The 18,150-nt window shown below is 42.9% G+C and carries 14 protein-coding genes; 1 reads left to right on the top strand and 13 read right to left on the bottom strand.

The genetic code is table 11. The annotated features are described in order from the left end of the window. Positions 1-69 precede the first annotated feature (69 nt). The 8 genes from EHO59_RS14200 to EHO59_RS14165 all read right to left on the bottom strand — a co-directional run bounded on the left by EHO59_RS14200 (position 70) and on the right by EHO59_RS14165 (position 10,520). The gene (locus EHO59_RS14200; protein WP_135589083.1) at positions 70-654 is read right to left on the bottom strand and encodes an energy transducer TonB; all 585 of its coding nucleotides are present in this window, start codon (positions 652-654) and stop codon (positions 70-72) included. Continuing rightward, on the bottom strand, positions 651-1,070 hold the full coding sequence (locus EHO59_RS14195) for an ExbD/TolR family protein (RefSeq protein WP_135589082.1): 420 nt from the start codon (positions 1,068-1,070) through the stop codon (positions 651-653). The genes EHO59_RS14200 and EHO59_RS14195 overlap by 4 nt, the downstream gene beginning before the upstream one ends. A gap of 18 nt (positions 1,071-1,088) precedes the next feature. Beyond that, positions 1,089-1,508 carry an ExbD/TolR family protein gene (locus EHO59_RS14190; protein WP_135589081.1) on the bottom strand — a complete coding sequence of 140 codons (420 nt, stop codon included), beginning with the start codon at positions 1,506-1,508 and terminating at the stop codon, positions 1,089-1,091. Positions 1,509-1,541: 33 nt separating this feature from the next. Then, positions 1,542-2,381: a MotA/TolQ/ExbB proton channel family protein gene (locus tag EHO59_RS14185; RefSeq protein WP_135589080.1), complete on the bottom strand. Its 840-nt coding sequence runs from the start codon at positions 2,379-2,381 to the stop codon at positions 1,542-1,544. Positions 2,382-2,537: 156 nt separating this feature from the next. Then, entirely contained in the window at positions 2,538-2,960 is a 423-nt protein-coding gene (locus EHO59_RS14180) for a hypothetical protein (protein WP_246052921.1), read from the bottom strand. Positions 2,961-3,131: 171 nt separating this feature from the next. Next, positions 3,132-5,513: a hypothetical protein gene (locus tag EHO59_RS14175; protein ID WP_135589079.1), complete on the bottom strand. Its 2,382-nt coding sequence runs from the start codon at positions 5,511-5,513 to the stop codon at positions 3,132-3,134. A gap of 100 nt (positions 5,514-5,613) precedes the next feature. Then, on the bottom strand, positions 5,614-8,652 hold the full coding sequence (locus EHO59_RS14170; RefSeq protein ID WP_135589078.1) for a TonB-dependent receptor: 3,039 nt from the start codon (positions 8,650-8,652) through the stop codon (positions 5,614-5,616). Positions 8,653-8,906: 254 nt separating this feature from the next. After that, positions 8,907-10,520 (bottom strand): putative bifunctional diguanylate cyclase/phosphodiesterase, encoded by a 1,614-nt coding sequence (locus EHO59_RS14165; protein ID WP_246052919.1) that lies wholly within the window; start codon positions 10,518-10,520, stop codon positions 8,907-8,909. 491 nt (positions 10,521-11,011) lie between these two features. Between EHO59_RS14165 and EHO59_RS14160 the strand changes: the two genes are divergently transcribed. Beyond that, entirely contained in the window at positions 11,012-12,133 is a 1,122-nt protein-coding gene (locus EHO59_RS14160) for an alkane 1-monooxygenase (RefSeq protein ID WP_135589076.1), read from the top strand. A 104-nt stretch (positions 12,134-12,237) separates the two neighbouring features. On the opposite strand, the gene EHO59_RS14155 is transcribed toward EHO59_RS14160, so the two are convergent. The 5 genes from EHO59_RS14155 to EHO59_RS14135 form a co-directional block, all read right to left on the bottom strand. Then, on the bottom strand, positions 12,238-12,771 hold the full coding sequence (locus EHO59_RS14155; protein ID WP_135589075.1) for a carboxymuconolactone decarboxylase family protein: 534 nt from the start codon (positions 12,769-12,771) through the stop codon (positions 12,238-12,240). A gap of 111 nt (positions 12,772-12,882) precedes the next feature. After that, a complete protein-coding gene (locus tag EHO59_RS14150; protein WP_135589074.1) occupies positions 12,883-13,461 on the bottom strand; it encodes a Crp/Fnr family transcriptional regulator in 579 nt (192 codons plus the stop codon). A 26-nt stretch (positions 13,462-13,487) separates the two neighbouring features. Then, complete coding sequence (pepN, locus tag EHO59_RS14145) at positions 13,488-16,010, bottom strand: aminopeptidase N (RefSeq protein ID WP_135589073.1); 2,523 nt, start codon at positions 16,008-16,010, stop codon at positions 13,488-13,490. 6 nt (positions 16,011-16,016) lie between these two features. Next, positions 16,017-17,282 carry an MFS transporter gene (locus tag EHO59_RS14140; protein ID WP_135589072.1) on the bottom strand — a complete coding sequence of 422 codons (1,266 nt, stop codon included), beginning with the start codon at positions 17,280-17,282 and terminating at the stop codon, positions 16,017-16,019. Positions 17,283-17,286: 4 nt separating this feature from the next. Continuing rightward, entirely contained in the window at positions 17,287-17,880 is a 594-nt protein-coding gene (locus EHO59_RS14135) for an NUDIX hydrolase (RefSeq protein WP_135589071.1), read from the bottom strand. Positions 17,881-18,150 lie beyond the last annotated feature (270 nt).

Below are 18,150 nucleotides of genomic sequence, written 5' to 3'. Positions count from 1 at the left end.
AGTTAAGAAGAAGAATGAAGGAGGTCTATCTCCTTCTTCTCAAAAGAAAAAGGAGATAGACCCTTGAGTTTAGTTCAGTTGGAAACGAACAGGGACGAGCACTTTGACAGTGATCGGTTTTCCTTCTAAGATAGAAGGGGAGTATTTCTTTCTATAGAAAGCATCGATCGCAGCATTCTCTAAGCCGAAACCTAATGGTTTGCCGATGTTACGAACTCTTAAGACTTCTCCCGAATCTGCAATCACTACTTCGATAGTGAGAGTTCCCGTAATACCGGCAGCCTGAGCGTCCTTGGTGTACTGAGGGATAACATTCGGCGAAAGATCTATAGGTGAGGTAGCTCCAGAGATCACCTGATCCTGTGCGCCTGCAATCCTCGGGTCCTCTTTCTTCTTTAGGGTGTCTGTCTCTTCGAAGTCACCATCATCAGGAGATCCTGTGTTCGGTTCCTGAATGACTAGGTTGTCTACGAAAGCAACCTCATCCACTAACTTCTCCAATCGATTAGAAGGAAAAGTAGGAACATACCAAAGAGAAAAGATAAGCAGTTGAAGTACGACAGAAGTGGTTACCCAGAATTCTAGACGATAACGATCTATGAATTTTCTGAGCTTGCTCTTGGAAGCGGTATCTTCAGCGACTTTTTGGTTCACTTGAGACCACCTCCTTGGGTAGTTTTAGTAACGAGGGAGACCTTCAATGCTCCGGCTTCCTTTAGGAGTTCGAAGACTCCATCCAGATCCGCATAGGGGAGTTCCTTGTCCGCGTGGACCAGAACTTTCAAGTCTGGAGTCGTAGTAAGCTTAGCACGAATATTGTTAATTGCTTCGTTGATCGGCATCTTCACTTGGTTGTAGAAGACACTCTTTTCCTTATCTGCACTCAAATAAAGGTTCGCGATCTTTTTATTCAACTGCTCGCCTCCCGGAACATCAGGAAGAGCGATAGGAATATCCGGATCGGTATCCAGAACGGAAGTCACCATGAAGAATACCAAGAGAAGGAATGCGATATCCGCCATCGAACTCACCGGTATTTTAGGCGGTGCTTTCTTCTTTTTCAGAGCCATAATATGCGTATTCCTTAACTACTTGAGCCTTTTTACGGAAACTTTAGTAAATCCGCGCAATTGCACGGCGGACAGGGCATCCAACATATTCGCATATTTGGTGTCGCCGGTTGTTTTTACTAGAGCTACTTTTTCTGAAATATTATCTATTTCTAATGCGTTTAATTCCTTACGGAATTCCTTTAGACTGCTGAATTCCCTGGTTCCGATCTTGGTATTCCGCATCTTGATCACGTCTCCAGAGACAAGTACCTCGTAGACATTCTCACGCAGGATCAGTGTGGGCTCGGCGTCTTTTCGAGGAAGAGAGATGTTCAAACCTTCCTTCACGAAGAAGACTGCAGTTACCATGAAGAACACGAGCAAGAGGAATGCGATATCCGACATGGAAGAAGCGGATATTTCCTCGAGCTCTTTCTTTTTCTTTAATTGGATCATAAAACGGACCTCTTCCGAACGAATCCGGAAAGATTAAGAACGCGCGTTCTGTTTCAAGAATTCCTTATAGATTCGGTTAGCTGCCTCTTCTACTTCGGAAGTGAAACCATCGATCCTGGATGTTAAATACTGGTGGAAAGTCATCGCAGGAATTGCGATAATAAGACCTGCAGCAGTAGTGATCAAAGCTTCTTTAATACCACCTGCAACCACTTTCGCATTCACTTGGTCTGCGTTAGCAATTGCATCGAATGCGTTGATCATACCAGAAACGGTTCCAAGGAACCCGATCAAAGGAGCGATAGTAGAAACTGCTGCAATGATCACTAAGCCTCTTTCGAGAACCGTGATTACTTCGGCAGCTTCTCTTTCTATTCCTTTTGCAAAGATCTCAGCGTCTCCTGCAGAGACTTCGATTCCGTTTTTCAAGACTTCGGAAATTTTGTAATTAGGATTTGCTGCGATGAATTCTTTAGCACCGTCGACTCCACCTTTTTCCATCTTTTCTGCGAGGTCGATATTGAAACCTTTAGGTAGAAGTTTGGAAGTGAATAGGAAATAAAGTCTTTCGAAGATAACGCCTAACGCAACGAAGGAAGAAAGAGCCAGAGGATACATTGTCCATCCGCCTTTTTCAAAAAGATCCCAGAGACCGACTTCAGATTTAGGTGCGGCTGGAGCAGGTTGTTCAGCAGCAGCGGGAGCCTCGGTAGCTGCAGGTTGCTCAGCTGGAGTTCCGGTTGCAGCAGGAGCCGCAGGTGCAGCGGTATTGTTTTGAGAAAATAAAGGAAGAGAAGCAACAGTAAAAAATCCTCCGATAAAGACAATGGCGATCCACTGACGTACGGAAAGATTAGTATAAGGGTTAAGCATAGCTTTCGAAAGCTCCGTAAATATTTATGAGACATTTGTAAGCGAATTGGGTTACGTTATTATTACGGAGCAATTACGGGTTGGCGACATTGATCGCAGATATAGTTTAACACCAGTCTATTGGAGTTTAGGTGATTTCGTTTTGTAATCTTTGCCTTACTCTCTCTTCAGATGATAGAGCTTATATTTTCCTTTATATTCTAAAATTGTTCTAAACGAACTGAGAGTTAAGGTCTCCTTCGTGGTAGGACTGTATAGGGTAGAAATGCAACCCATGTGCAAGGTAAAGGGTCCATATTTTTCGGGAGCACGTTTGCAAACGAAATTTTTGAGAATGAAATCCTTTCCTCCTATTTTGAAGAACAATTCCTTAACTACAATATTCGATTCCATGGTCATATGATCGTATGCAAGTTGAGGAGTCATTCCCGCATCAGAAGTGAATTTCTCTCCCACATGATTCCAGAACATAGTATTGTGTTCGTTAGCGGTGAGAGCTAAGGCAGAAAGCGCTTTTACATCTTGTTGCTCTGCAGCCTGAATTGCTTTAACAACAACTTCTTCTTTGCTGTTTTGCAAATTCGCAATCGGATAATTTGTAAAGTCAAGATTGCACGAGAAAATGAAGGGAATAAAGAGTAGCCGGAAAATTTTTTGAGTCATAGTTAATATATTTTGTCTTTTGCTGATGTAATAAAAAAGCCCGTTCCGAAGGATCGAAACGGGCTATCGTTAGATTTTAAATCTTACTTAGTTAGCTGGGTATTGAGTCCAGCCAGCGGTCCAATCGGTTCCATTTGGATCGATTGCACCGTAGTAAGTAGCGGTCGTAAAGAACGGATCGCTAAAGTTTCTTACTGTAGTAGTATCTCTACTTCCAGTTACTGTCGCGTCAGTTGACGGGAAGAAATTTGGAGTAGTTATATTCGTAGATGTTACTGCAATAGAGTTTGCCGCAATATCAGTATTTACGTCAGCACCACCGTCACCTGTGCAAGCACCGGTAGCAGAAGTGTGAGTACTTACGTAGCTAACGTTCGCATTTGAAGGAGCAGAGTCGCTTGTGCAATCCAGGGCTTTTTGAGCTCCATGGTTATCAACTAAGAAGTGAGTATAATCTCCCACAACTTGTCCAGCAGCACCAGCTGCTCTTCTTACGAAGATTGCTCCACCAGCGTTCGTTACATCGCCTGCACCTACGCAAGTAATGTTTGCAAAGTATGGGTTAGCACAACCACCACCAGTTCTTGCGTCGCCTGTGCAAGCAAGAGCGGAGTTACCATCACCTTCGATACAGCGAGAGATGTCATCGTTTACAGCGATAGCGCTTGCTACGACTTGAGAGATACCAAATTGGTATTTACCAATGAATCCGTCTGCAAAGTCGAAGTTATCGTCACGAGCTGCAGAAGAAACCATGTATTTTGCAGTGAAAGCTCCACCCCATTGCTCGAAACTATCATCAAAACCGCGATGGCATTGGATGTGGTCGAAAGAAGTTCCGGATCCGACTCCCATGAGAGAGATACAGTTCCTTTCGTTTCCTGGGGAGAATGGTGCTCCAGCGAACTGAGCGACTAAGTAGCTTAGGTGACCGGAAGAATCAGTGTTATCAGTTCCACCGAATGCTCCTGTATCTCCTTCTCCGATCGCTTGGCATCCACCAGCGTTACCACCGCAACCAAAGGTTTGAACACCTTTACCTTGGATGATAATTCCCTGCCAGTCAGCAGGTGCTCTTGTTCCAGCATCTTTAGAAGAAGTGAAGAGAATTGGTTCAGCAGCAGTTCCGTTTGCGATCAGCTTACCGCCAGCCTTAACAAGAAGTGCTCCTGCAGGGCTCACAGCGCCGAAAACGGTTACACCAGCGTCGATTGTCATGGTGATTCCGTTTGGAACGATCACAGTTCCGCTTAGAACATAAGGGCTTCCAGCTTTGGTTAAGTGAGCATTGCTGGATAGAGTTCCAGAAATGATATTTCCAGTTTTAGGATAAACCATGTTTACGGAAACAGATCCGAAGCTGAAGTCATAATGACCTCTGCCATCGAGATTGGCCCCACTTGAAAGTAAGCTGTTCCAGCTGGATTCAGTACTTGTAATGTCTTTACCAGTGGAAAGTTCCAAAGCTGCGTTCGGTCCTTTTTCACCAACGGAAGCAAGTAGAGTTGCCACACCGTTCTTGTTAATTTTCAAACGACGAGACTTCAGAACAGTTCCACCGCTTGTAGTTACGAGAACACTGTAAGTGTTACCAACGCTAGATACTAAGAATTTTGCGCTGAACTTTCCATTTGAACCAGTCACGAATGTTGCGATCGGAGTTCCTGCAGTTTGAGTTGCAGTATCGATTCCAACAGAAGCAGCCCCTGAGTCCAGAGTAGAAACGTCGCAATAAATCCTTACTGTGGTATTTTTATACGCCATAGCCAAAGGACCAACCGGATAGCCTGCCCCGTCAAAAGTTCCGGTCGCCGGAGTACTAGGTGCAGTTATACCATCATAATATTGTCCAGGAAAGGTTCCTGCGGAAGCAGTCCAAGCATTGATTTGGTCGATCGTAGCTTGACCGCATTGTGCTTTAACAAAGTCAACACCGGGATCTGATCCTGCTGCAGGGTTTGCGAAAACCTTTGCTACTGAGGTAATATATGTTGCTGGGCAGTTAGCACCACTATTTACCTTGGTAGTTGCATCAAATGAACCTACAGTGTCGCAAGGAGCAACTGATCCATCAGCAGTACTATTGGTGTTTGCTGCCGATGCACCTTGTGAGTTGTTGTATAAGAAACCAGCAGGGATCTTATCAGCTGCGTTTGTTTTTCCACCTGTAAAGAAGTAAGAATTTGAAGTAAGAGTAGCACTAGATGCAGAATTCTTTATCCAATCGGGAGGAAGCACTGATACAGAGCTTTCGCCTCTTCCTACGATTTGTACAGTAGCTCCTACGATAGGATTGCTATTTTGATCCACTAGAGTTCCGGAAATATAAACCCCGGGACTAGTTCCTCCCAAGAGGCCTGCTAAAGCGGCACCGGCACTGCTGCTTCCTCCGCCTCCGCAATTTAGGGCATAGATTCCAAGAGCAGTAAGCCCCAGGAAGTACCCAACTTTTTTTATAGAACGATTCATTTTGAATCTATCCTCCAAATCAATTCAGATAACCCGATTGAACTATTTTTTTGTTTCATTCGTGTTTCGATTCCGTTAGATTTCAGTAATCTGCTCTCTTTTAGTTAAAGGTGTATGTAGCAGAAAATGTGAACGTAGGTCCAAGGCGATATGAGTTGATTGTTTGGCCCTTATACGAATGGCTTCCAAGGTTAATGAAATTGCTTCCTATATTGAATCCATTCGTAGTGCTATGAGTTCCACCCAGTGAATCCATGATAGGATTCTCTTGTACGATCTTGATCCTTGCGTCGTTCAGGTTCTTTCCGGAAATTTTGATATCCAACTTCTCGAATAGCTTGGTGACGTAGGTCATATCGATCATGCCCACAGGACGTTCATACGTATCGGGCATCCCAAGACCACCAACCGCGTTGATCCTTGGTCCGAATTCGTTATATAACAATGTGATCGAGTGATCTCCCTTCTCATCGAAGCGATAACGTAGATTTACGTTATACACGTATGGAGACTGTCCTTGTAGAGGACGGCTTAAGTTAGTAGGTCTTTGGGTAGTACCACTGACTTGATAATAGATCCAGTCATTAAAGGAAACTTCTGATTTAATGAAGAAGGTGTTAATCCCTACGGACCATCTTTCCATTTTCTCATGCAGCATATTCAAAGACTTTCTAGCTTCGAACTCTATACCTCTTACGTAAGCAGATTGTGCATTCGTATAAGTATAGCGGAACTGAGAATCTACTTCCATAACCTTCTCGATCGGAGATGCCATTTGCTTGTCAAAGACACCGATCGCGATTACCTCATCCGACTTAGGATAGAATTCATATCTTAGGTCATAGTTGTGGATATAGGTTCTAGTTAAGTATTGGTTACCGACCTCGATACCTCCACCCAAGATATTAAAGAACTGGAATGGAGCCATTTCCCGGAAGTCCGGTCTTGCTAACGTTTCAGAGTAAGACGCTCTTATGTTCGTCTTGTCGTTCGGGCTGAAGATAAAGTTTGCAGCAGGCAGAACGTTTTGGTTCGCGTTGATTGCATACGGTTTTCTGAAAGTAGGATCTACGATAGAAAGTTCATAGGCATTCAGATAAGATTTGTAATTGAATCTATCAAAGAACTCTGCATTCGGATCGAATGGGTTCGTGGTCTTAACCGCCTGGAAGTTATTCTCATAACGAAGACCACCCACGAAACGGACTAAGCGATGCAAAGGCATATCCACCTGAGAGTAATAAGAAGAAAGCTTTTGCTTCGCATCGTATTTGTCTGTAGGCTGGGTCGCATCATCTACGTAGTAACCTTGTGTTCCTCGGTTGACCGGGTTATAAACGATTTCAGGAGGAAGAGGGTAGTAAGGAGGAGGAAGTTGCCCGCCTGCTAAGTTAGTTCCACCGGCAGCTTCACGGAAGAAGTATCTTTCCGCGCTGAAGCTTCTGGTCCTATCCAGATAGCTGTAACCGACTTTCAACTTGGATTGGAGTCCATCCCATTGGCTGAATGGGATCTCGTAGTCTGCTCCCGCAAATCGGTTTACGTCCACAGTATTAGACCAGAACTGGCTGCTTCCCAAGGTTCCGCCTTGCAGAATAGCAGGAGCGGATCCATATTGAGCGCTATTGACCGCATAGATGGTATCTCGCATATCCGGCTGATCCCTTCTTGCTTCCGATTGGGAAACTCTCCAGTCTAGCTTGGTGTCCTTGCCAAAAATATGAAAGATATGGTCCCCACCCAATTGAGAGGAGAAAAGGTTTCTCATGATATAATTTAACTTTTGCGCGCCGATCGCCTGACCGCTCGCGTTGCTGTTACCATTATACATAAGAACTTCCTTGTCGTTGTTCACGCTTAAGAAGTTTTTAAAATGAATTCTATGACCGGCAGCTAACTGAAGAGTATTGTTCAGAATCGCACCCCAGTTCACTGATTCCACATACCATCTTTGGTTATAGTTATAGAATGGGATCAGCTTAGTATTCGCGCCTCCAATCGGAGCTCCGGGGATCACACCACCGGCACGGTTTAGGCTATCCGCTTCATCTCTGAACTGAAAATCGTTGTTGTAAGTGATCGCGAATAAGGTCCCGAATTTCTTATCTCCACCCAAATCGAATTTATTACCTGTGGAGAAGTTAAATCCTGTGTTCATAGGAGCATTGATTTGGCTCGGAGACCACTGGTTGCTGAATTGCAAGGATCCGGCAGTGATCAACTTAGAATTATATCCGTATTGACCGGTACCGACTTCCTTAAATGGAACACCAGGAAGCGCAGTCACTAGATCGGGTCTACTTCTATTCCCTTCAGAAAGTCCGAGCCAATCCTGTCCACCACCGCTATACGTTTTAAAGTTTTGGAATGTAGTGTTATTGTTGTATCCGGTTTGCACGCCGACTTTCACGAAAAATTCTTCAGGATATTCTTTCGTTTCAATCTTAACTGTTCCACCTGCAAACTCGCCCGGTTCTTCTGGAATGAAAGTCTTGGAAACGATGATGTTCTTGATCAAGGAAGAAGGGAACAAGTCCAAAGGAACGATCCTTTTATTCGGCTCTGTAGACGGAAGGGGAACGTTGTTCAAGAGAGTATTGGAGTATCTTTCTCCCAATCCTCGAACGAATACGAATCTTCCTCCAACGAGAGTAATACCAGTTACCCGTCGGATAACGTCACCCGCGCTTGAGTCAGGAGTTTTATTGATTGCTTGCGCAGAAATACCGTCGGATACTGCAGCAGACTTCTTCTGAAATTTCAATAAAGAGGATTCTGAATCATTGAGAGCTCTGTCTTCTACTACGACAGTTTCGAGTTTCTTTACTCCCATCGCTACGTTGGCTCTGGCTTTACCACCTGCAACGGTTATCTTCTTCTTTTGAGTGTCCATCCCTTGCATGATGAACTCTACTTGGTGTTCTCCATCCGGGACGCCTACGATTTCGTAGTTACCGTCCACGTCCGTACGACCATATTTATTTAAGCTTCGAATGATTGCGGTAACACCGAACATCGGCTCCGCAGTTTGCGCATCCAATACCTGTCCGGATATTACTCCCGAATTTTGCGCGAATATATCATGCGTAAACGTAAGGGCAGCTAATAAGAGCACCAGCTGGATTATTTTTTTTTTCATGAATGAGATTGATCCCCGAGGACTTACTAATTTGGGTTACAATCACATTTCCCCGTTACATTTACATTACGTAGGGGTTAATAATGAATTAAGCTTAGTCTATAAGGCTTAGGCGAAGGTCGGAAGTAAAAAAGAAGATCAGAAGAATGTAATAAATGTCTTAATCCAAGTTTGTTTGGATTCTGGTTTTAAGAAATTGGAATGTTTTATTTGAGCGAGAAATCCATTGTTACTATATTGTAATATACTTTCTTCTAATTAGATACGAACTTCTCTAAGTCTTCGAGGGAAACTGGGCGACTAAAATAGAATCCTTGCACTTCGTCACATCCCAAATCCTTGACTTTACGTAGCTGTTCCTCGGTCTCCACTCCCTCAGCAGTGATCCTTAAACCCAAACTTTTGCCTAGAGCGATGATCGTCTTGGAGATCGCGAGAGAATTCGGATCAGTAAGTATTTTTCTAATAAAGGACTGATCAACCTTCAATGTCTTGAGAGGAATTTTACTTAAATAAGAGAGGCTCGAATAGCCTGTCCCGAAATCGTCCAAAGCGATCGGAATTCCCCAGGAATGCAGTTCTCCTAATATTTCCAAGGCAGAGTGCATATTCGTAATTAAACAGGATTCCGTGATTTCCAACTCGACATCTTCCATGTTTAAATCGTTTTTCTCGATGGTTTGCAGGATCTTCTTCGTAATATTCGGGTCATCCAACTGCTTCGCAGAGAGGTTTACCGAAACTCGGGTATGAGGAAGTCCTTTCTTCTTCCAATTTCCCATGTCTTCTAATGCCTTGTAGATGACCCATTCTCCCATTTCGGCAATGAATCCGCTTTCTTCCGCAATAGGAATGAAGATACTCGGAGAGACGATCCCAAGATCAGGATGGTTCCAACGTAATAGAGCTTCTGCAGAAACAGTACGGCCTGTGCGCATATCCACTCTAGGTTGGTAATGAAGGAAGAGTTGGTTTCTAGGGATCGCGAGTCTTAGATCTTTCTCTAAGAGATACTTCTCCTTCATTCTTTCTTTCCATTCGGAAGAGTAAGTTTGGATCTTTGAGATTGCTCCCATTTTGGCTTGGTTCAATGCGGTTTCGGATTTCCAGAGAAGTTGGTCCGAAGATTTTCCGTCGAAAGGAAAGACTGAGATCCCAATCTTAATCTCAGAAGAAATTTGATGATCCGCTACATTGAGTTGTGAAGAAGCTGCCTCGTGGATCCTTTCTGCCCAAGCTTCCGAATATGATTCTTGTACTTGCGAAGAAGAAGTAGTAGGGAAAAAGGAAAACTCTCCATCTCCAGTCCTTGCGATAATAGTATCAGGACCTAAAAGAGTTTCTAATTTTTGAGACAAGGCTCTCAAATAAAGATCTCCCAAATGCAATCCGAAATTGGATCTGATCTGTTTGAGATGAGTAACTTCTAAAGAAAGAACAGGAAAGCTTAGAACCTCTTCTCTACTAGCAAGTTCGGATAACGAGCTAGTTAGTTTTTCCAAGAAGAGATCACGATTCGGAAGACCGGACAGTCCGTCGTAGTTCGCCATATAGTGAATGAGCTCATCCAATTTGCGAACAGTGGTCACCGTATCCGCCATGAGGGAACCAGCCTCATCTTGAAATCCAACAGGAAGGTTCGGAATCTCTCTCTCCGTTAGATAGCGATTCAAGGATTTGGAAGTGAGGACCACTGGTGCTAATAATTTATGAAGTGCGAGTAGGGTAGCAAAAGTTCCCACCAAGGTTGCGACAAGAGCGATTGCAAGGATCTTGAGGCCGGTTTCAATATCTTGAGCTGTGGAGAGAACGAAGAATAAGAGAAGTGCGATTAAAGGGACATGAGTTCCTAAGAAAGCCACCAGCATGATTTTGCTGGAATAGGATTTAAGAATTCGGATTCGACTAAGGTATGAATAAAAGTTTAAACCGGTAAGACTCATCAAGACCTCTGCTCTACGGAGTGAGAACGTTATGTGTATTTTCTTGGCTTAGGGGTCTTTTGGCTTTAGATGAGAAAAAATTTTCTTCTTAATTGTCATGTTTTTGAGAGAAGCCCCTCGAACAAGAAAAAAAGTTTTGGACTGTAAACCCAATGGCGTATGAAGGAAATAAATATTTTATCTATTTTCCTAAGCGATACAAGAGGGGGAATATAGGTTTACTTGAAGATTTCTTCCCTTAGAGCCTATCTGAAACGCTCCAGAGAGCAATAGAAAGCAATTTTAGAACAATTGTTATAAAAAATGACCCTCTATAGATTTTTTTCTTGCTTCGATCTGAAATTCTATTATAATACCAAACGTTCGAAATAAATTAAAAAGATTCTTCTTGGGGCTTCTGGGAAGAAGGAGAGCAGATGAGTGTTTGGAAGAGAGTTTCGTTTTTGGTGGCCTTTTTAATCCCGGCTTTGGCGGTAGCTGGGTATTACTTAGGGGGTGGTTATAATTTTCTGACACTTGCCATCGTTTTTGGAGCCTTACCCATCTTGGATTTAGTGATTGGGCCGGATTCGAGCAATCCGGAGGAGTCGGATGTGCCGGCTCTTCAGAAGGAATTCTATTTTAGATTCCTCACCTATGCCTGGGCCTGGATCCAGTTTTCGTTAGTCCTTTGGGCCCTTTGGGAAGTGCAGACCCATTCCTTATCCGCTTTGGAATGGTTCGGCTTCGTGCTTGCGATCGGTGTGAATACCGGCGGGATCGGGATCACTGTGGCTCATGAGTTGGGGCATAAAAATACTAAGATCGAGCAATGGTATTCGAAATTTATTCTGATGACTGTTTGCTATATGCATTTCTTTATCGAACACAATCGAGGACATCACGTAAACGTTTCTACTCATGAGGATCCTGCTACGAGCAGAAAGGGAGAATCCTTTTTCGTTTTTTACCCTCGAACAGTTTTCGGAAGTCTCACGAGTGCTTGGGAACTGGAGAAGAAAAGACTTTCTAAACTTGGAAAGTCAGCTTGGACCTTGGAAAATGAGATGGTCACCTCTGCGATCATCCCTCTTCTTTTCATCGCAACAGTTACTGCGGTATTCTATATATTAACGGGAACGTTTAGATGGGAAGTTCCCGTCTTCTTCTTTGTGCAAAGTTGGATCGCATTCTCTCTATTAGAATTAGTGAATTATATAGAACACTATGGACTAGCACGAAAGGAGATTGCTCCAGGAAAATTCGAAAAGGTTCTGCCAATCCATTCTTGGAATCAGAATTTTACCTTATCCAATGCGTTCTTGTTCCAATTGCAGAGACATTCGGATCATCATGCGAATGCAGGAAGAAGATACCAGTCGCTTCGACATTTCGAAGAGAGTCCACAATTGCCTTATGGATACGAAGTGATGATCCTATTGGCGCTGGTTCCACCACTTTGGTTTAAAGTGATGGATAAGAAATTGGAAACTTGGAAGTCGGAGAACTCGGGCCAAATCCTCGGAAAAAACGCTGTGAAGAAAAGAGTAATGGCTTAAGAGAAAACCACCAAGAAGAGAATATGAAAAGAAATTATGCAATCGTTTCATTCAAAAAACGATTCGCGAAAGAAGGGCTCGGAGTCGGGCCCTTTTTATTTTATTCATTTTGAAAATACCATTTCATCCGAATTCAATCCTAAAGGTTTTCCTAATAGATTAAAATAGTTTTCCGTAGCGCAAATCCATGTGATCTCCACGATTTCTTTTTCCGAAAAATAGGACCTAAGAGTTTCGAAAGTACTGTCCGAGGCTTTTTTAGTAAAAGTAACTTCTTCCAAATAGGAAAATAGTGCCTTCTCTTTGTTCGAAAATCTGGAACTTTGTTTATACTCGGAGAGTTCTTTCCATTCCACGAACTCCTTACTTTCCTTTCTGGAAATATAATCCTGAAGGTTCGAACAGAATTTACATTCGTTCAAATGCGCTATGAAAAATCTGATCTTAAGTTTAATTTCCTTCGGTAAGGAGAGTTTCTTCTCCGTAGACAGGATTTTCATAGAGGACATCATAATCGGCGTACTTCTGGAATAAATGAATCTCAGTGGAGCGATCACTTTTCCAAATTGAATTTTAGAAGCGATATACGCGAGTTTTAGAAGAATCGATTTGGGTTTATCTATCGGTTGAAGTCTCATTCTTTCAGAATACGATTAATGCGGTTATGAACTGCAAATTATAATTTCGCCCTGAGTAAAAAATTTCTTAACATTTGTTAAATTCGAATCCGCAGACGGCACTTGCGGTTCTTAAGATTTTGGATTTTTATTCACTGCTCTGATTCTGCTTAAACTTACTTGCGTCATTCCTAAGAATGAAGCCAAATCCTTAAGGGAAACTCTTTCTAAATAATTCGGATGTTCTTTGATTAACTTATCATATCTTTGTTTTGCAGTTTCGAATTGCATTGAATTCACTTTTTCCTGTAATAGCAGGAGTCCGTATGTGACATGCAGTCTTCCGAGTCTTTCGATATCGTGAAACTTGCGGTACAATTTTTCGATGTCTTCGTAGTCGATTCCGATTAGTTCAGAATCTTCTAAGAGTTCGATCGTATTATAACCTGGCTTTTGAGTTAGGAAACTTTCCGGAGAAAACAAAATTGTGTTTTCGTCCCCGATCCAATCTACGATTTCCTTTCTGCCTTTATAATAATATAACTTTCCGATTCCCTTTGTTACGTAGTAAAAGGTTTTCGCAATTTCGCCAGGCTTATGAAGTAGATATCCTTTGGGAAAGGTATAAAATTTACTAACTTCTTTCAGTGCATTTTCGCTTTCGGGGCTTAAATGTGTGATATTCCGAAAGTAGTTCAGAAAATTTTCCATATACGTTCCCGAAAGCGAAGGATTGTTTATTTATTATATTTCTCTAATACTCTTAGAGTTCGAGCAATATCATCTCTTTGCTGCTGCAAATCTTTGCGAAGCAATTCAGGAAGAGCCTTCTTCTGTTCCAGGAAATCTCGGGTTCGATTGTATAACTTGGAGTCCGGTTCATAAGAAGGAAACATCATGTGCCCGAATGCAGAAGAGAAGTGAGGGTCTCTTGTCTCGTATACTGAAATTACGGAATCGAAGAAAAGATCCACATAAGGTAAGAGCAATTGTTTTTGGTGTCCCCATTGAAAACCTCTCATTCCATAGCGAAGGAAATCGGTAGAGTCTTCTTTTTTGGGGTGTAGGAATCTTTCCCAAACTTCTTTTTTGCGCTTTGCATCCGGAACGGACACCCTTGCTAAGAAAGCCTTCTTTGCGCCAAGGTCCGTATTGTCCTTTGAGAGTTCTTGCTCTATTCTTGCATCGGATTCGGAATCTCCATAGGCGCTGAGCCTTGCTAGGATGGTCCATCTTCTTTCCTGGTCCATAGAGATTCCAGGAATGGCTTTCTTTTCATCCAGGAGTTCTTTTAGATAAGAGAGTTGCGATTCTGATTTAGAAGTATTTTCTAATATTCTAAACCAAAGGATCTGTTCTTGCTCCGAATTATTTGCAAGAAGGGATTTCTCTTTAGCTATCGCGTTCATTTTATCCGACCAATTTCTCTTTTCGGATTCTGGGATATAATTATCGATCACAGTCAGTGCTTTGGTGAGAATATGGCTATTCCGAACGGAAAGATCCGATTCTTTCAGGCCTTGGTCCAAGGCTAATTCTAAAAATTCTCTAGGCGAGAGTTCCGCGTCTCGGACCATTTGCCAGAGACTTCCCCAAACGACTCTTCTTGCGAATCGATCCTGAAGGGTATGCAAACTTTTCTTTAGGATAGGAAACGAGTCTTTGCCCAGATATGTCTTTGCATAGGCATAGTCTTCGGTGTTTAAGAGCAGAAGAGTTGCTTCTGTTTTGTCAGTTTCCTCTAAAAGGGTTTCCTTTCCTTTGACTAGAACTCGTTTGCGCCAGACTTCATTTAATTTTCCGTTTTCTTCTTTGAACAGAGTCGCCTGTAATGCGTGAGTTCTGAGTAATCCATTGTTTTCGGAAGGGGATTGCGATAAGAAGAGTCTTCCGTTTTGTCGTATTGGACTGAGAGTATTGACGCCGGTGGTTTCTAACCATTCCTTACTCCAACCTCGTATATCGATCCCGCTTGTTTCAGACATGCAGGATAGAAAATCACTCAGAACAGTATTCTTCTCCGCGTGTCGTTTGAAGTAGAGACGCATTGCATCTCTAAACTTCTCTTCTCCTACATAATACATCAATTGTCTGAGGACAGAAGCTCCCTTGGAATAAGAGATTCCATCGAAATTACTGATCGCTTCTAAAGTATTCTCCGCCTTTCCTGCGATCGGATGAGTTGTAGACAATTGGTCTTCTCTATATGCCCATTCTTCTCTTACATAAAAATGTTCTAATGCATCCGGGAATAGTTTTCCATTCGACATGGAATAATAAGAGAGATAATCCGCGAAGCTTTCGTTCAGCCAGAGGTCATTCCACCATTTCATGGTGACCAAATTTCCGAACCACATATGGACCATTTCATGATACACAGTATTCGCGCGGTTTAAGTATTCCGAATAGATACGAGGTCCTCTGAAAATATAACTTTCGGAGAAGGTGACCGCTCCCACGTTCTCCATCGCTCCCATATTGAATTCGGGCACGAAGATTTGATCGTATTTTCCGTACGGATAAGGAACTCCGAAATAATTTTGAAGGAATCCGAACGCTTCCTTGGTGATCGCAAATAGATTCTCCGCGTCCATGTATTTGGATAGTGACTTTCTGCAAAAGATCCTAAGAGGAATATCTCCTGCCTTATCTTCCCAGACTGCATACGGACCTACGATGAGAGAAAACAGATAGGTGGAGAACTTTTTAGTAGTATTGAACTTTATCTTTTTATAATTTCCCTGGATTTCTTCTTTTAGAGGAACAGTGTTGTGGATATAGGTCCATTCGGAAGGACCGGTCACTTCCAGATCATAAATTGCCTTTAGATCGGGTTGATCGAAGGAAGGAAATAACCTGTGAGCTTCGAATGGCTCGAAGTCTGTATGCATGTATTCCGCATGATCAGACGGATCCGTGAACTTGTGAAAACCGGAGCCGCTATGATCAAAAAGATTTTTGTAATGAATACGAAGCTCGTTCTTTCCTTCTTGTAGGATTTCTCCCGGGATAAGAAGAAAGGAGTCCTTCTTCTCATATTTGGTTTCTTCTTTTCCGTTTAGCCAAAGGATCTCTATCTTATGAGAAACGAAATCGACTTTCAGCTTTCCTTTCTTCCCACCTGTATAAACGAATCGAACTGTACTATCGCCTTCGTATTCTTGAGAGCCCTTCTCCAGTTTTAGCTGGAGAGAATAATGTACATCCGAGATTTGTCCGGATCTAAGAGCTGCTTCTTGTTGGGTGAGAATATTATCCATGAAAAGTTAAACCGTTATATCCTTTAGATCCATTTTTCGAAGGCGAGGTGCAATTGCGGTAACGATCCCTACGGTTAGGAGAGTGAGAGTTCCTCCGATAACGACGGAAGGCACAAGTCCGAATGCTTTGGCCGCAGCTCCTGACTCGAAGGCTCCCAGTTCGTTGGAGGAACCAATAAAGATATTATTCACTGCAGAGACCCTTCCCCGCATATGTTCCGGTGTATACATCTGAACGATCGTATGACGTATCACAACGCTTACCATATCGAAAGATCCGCTGACTACGAGTGCGGCAAAGGAAAGATAGAAGTCCTTGGAAAGAGCGAATACGATCATGCAAATCCCGAAACCGAATACGCTGGAAAGAAGAATGATCCCTGAATTTGTCTTAGGAGGTTTGACAGCGATGAATAGGGCACAGAGGACTGCTCCAATCGCAGGAGCGGATCTTAAAATACCATAATATTCCGGACCCATTCCTAAAACTTCTCGCGAGAAGGTTGGAATAAGAGCAACTGCTCCTCCGAACAAAACTGCGAATAGATCCAAGCTGATCGCGCCGAGTATCAACTGATGGCTAAACACGAATTTCCAGCCGGTTCCTAAGCTTTTCCAGATGGATTCCTTCTCTCCTTGTTTTTCCGGAACAGGCTTAGAAGGAACTAAGAATGAAAGAAGAAGGAGAGAAAACAGCATGATACAGAAATCCGCGAGATAAGCGGCCTGCACTCCGTTGAATCCTGTAAGGAGTCCACCTAACATCGGTCCTAAAACCGCAGAACCTTGCCAAGCAACCCCGCTCCAGGTAGCAGCATTCGGAAAGATCTCTTTTGATACGAGTTGGGTTTGGAATGCTGCGATACTAGGAGATAAGAATCCTCTGCAAATTCCAGAGAAGAAGATCACAGAATAGATCGGCCAAACCGAGTAATCCCTAAGAACCCAATCGAATTCGGGTAAGGTAAATAATAAAAGTAAGAAGGAACTGGAAGTAAGACCACTAAGAGAAAGGAAGATGATTTTCTTACGAGGAAAGCTGTCAACGACCAATCCTGAGAATAAGGAAACGGTCACGTTAGGCACAAGCTCGGCAAATCCTATGAGGCCGACAAAGAATGCATCATGTGTGATATTATCGATCTGCCAGAAGACCACTGTCGATTGCATGACGAAGGAAAGAGTGACTAAGAATTTGCCTGCTAAGAAATTCCTAAACTCAGGTACTTTAAGAGAGATGAATGGATGAGTGGTTGTTGATTTGTCTGTCATTGAGCTAGTTCTGTTTCTTGTGATTTAATCCGTACTTCATAAAGAACAATCCGAATGCAGCCACCATCATACCATGGTGAAGAATATTCCGATTCAGAATGTCTTGGATTTTCAGGAGAGGGTATTGATACACTTCAATCTGTTCGCTTTCATCCAGATCCTGTCCTTCTGCATGAGGAAAAACATTTCTGGCTACAAAGGTATGACACCAATTGTCTAGGATGGCTGGGTTCGCAGAAACTTTTCCGAGATATTCCCAATCATCTGACAAGAGACCGGTCTCTTCTCTCAATTCCGCTTGGGCAGATTCGAGAAGAGTTGCTTTCTCCGCGATTCCTCCCGGAATCTCAAGAGAGTAGCGATGCATTCCATGTCTATACTGATCGATCAAGATTAGATTTCCTTCGGAAGTAAGAGCGATCACATTTACCCAATCCTTGGATTCCAGATGGAAGAAATTCCCGGAGACCTTTTTGTCAGGAGAAGTCTTGGGAAAAGAAACCAATTCGAAAATAGGGGACTTGTAGATGGATTGCTTTTCGCCCAAATCCCAAAGATTGGAATCGGGGGAATACTGATCAGGAAGGAAATCTTGCATAATCCGCAGTTTCTTCCAATTTTTTCGAAAGCTTTCAGATTCGCAAACCTTTGCCTGTACGCGGTTGACAAGAACTCGAAATGCAGGATTATGTCGCTTACAGAAGAAGCTAAACTCGGCCTGGAAAACCTGGTTTTTTCGAGCCTTGGGTCGCTTTTTCTTTCTAATTTTTCATCCATGAACCAAGAAACGGATCCATCTAATCCAACTGCTTTCGGCGATCCTTCTCCGAAGAAGAAACCGAAATACTCGGAGGAGTCTTTGCCCTTC

Origin of the sequence: Leptospira semungkisensis (assembly GCF_004770055.1) — a bacterium.
Taxonomy (GTDB): domain Bacteria; phylum Spirochaetota; class Leptospiria; order Leptospirales; family Leptospiraceae; genus Leptospira_B; species Leptospira_B semungkisensis.
This window is presented reverse-complemented; position numbering and strand designations above follow the sequence as displayed.

Coding starts and splice junctions, on each gene's coding strand:
- EHO59_RS14195 (WP_135589082.1), bottom strand. CDS start 1,070: ATGGCTCTGAAAAAGAAGAAAGCACCGCCTAAAATACCGGTGAGTTCG.
- EHO59_RS14190 (WP_135589081.1), bottom strand. CDS start 1,508: ATGATCCAATTAAAGAAAAAGAAAGAGCTCGAGGAAATATCCGCTTCT.
- EHO59_RS14185 (WP_135589080.1), bottom strand. CDS start 2,381: ATGCTTAACCCTTATACTAATCTTTCCGTACGTCAGTGGATCGCCATT.
- EHO59_RS14175 (WP_135589079.1), bottom strand. CDS start 5,513: ATGAATCGTTCTATAAAAAAAGTTGGGTACTTCCTGGGGCTTACTGCT.
- EHO59_RS14170 (WP_135589078.1), bottom strand. CDS start 8,652: ATGAAAAAAAAAATAATCCAGCTGGTGCTCTTATTAGCTGCCCTTACG.
- EHO59_RS14165 (WP_246052919.1), bottom strand. CDS start 10,520: ATGCTGGTGGCTTTCTTAGGAACTCATGTCCCTTTAATCGCACTTCTC.
- EHO59_RS14160 (WP_135589076.1), top strand. CDS start 11,012: ATGAGTGTTTGGAAGAGAGTTTCGTTTTTGGTGGCCTTTTTAATCCCG.
- EHO59_RS14155 (WP_135589075.1), bottom strand. CDS start 12,771: ATGAGACTTCAACCGATAGATAAACCCAAATCGATTCTTCTAAAACTC.
- EHO59_RS14150 (WP_135589074.1), bottom strand. CDS start 13,461: ATGGAAAATTTTCTGAACTACTTTCGGAATATCACACATTTAAGCCCC.
- pepN (WP_135589073.1), bottom strand. CDS start 16,010: ATGGATAATATTCTCACCCAACAAGAAGCAGCTCTTAGATCCGGACAA.
- EHO59_RS14140 (WP_135589072.1), bottom strand. CDS start 17,282: ATGACAGACAAATCAACAACCACTCATCCATTCATCTCTCTTAAAGTA.
- EHO59_RS14135 (WP_135589071.1), bottom strand. CDS start 17,880: ATGCAAGATTTCCTTCCTGATCAGTATTCCCCCGATTCCAATCTTTGG.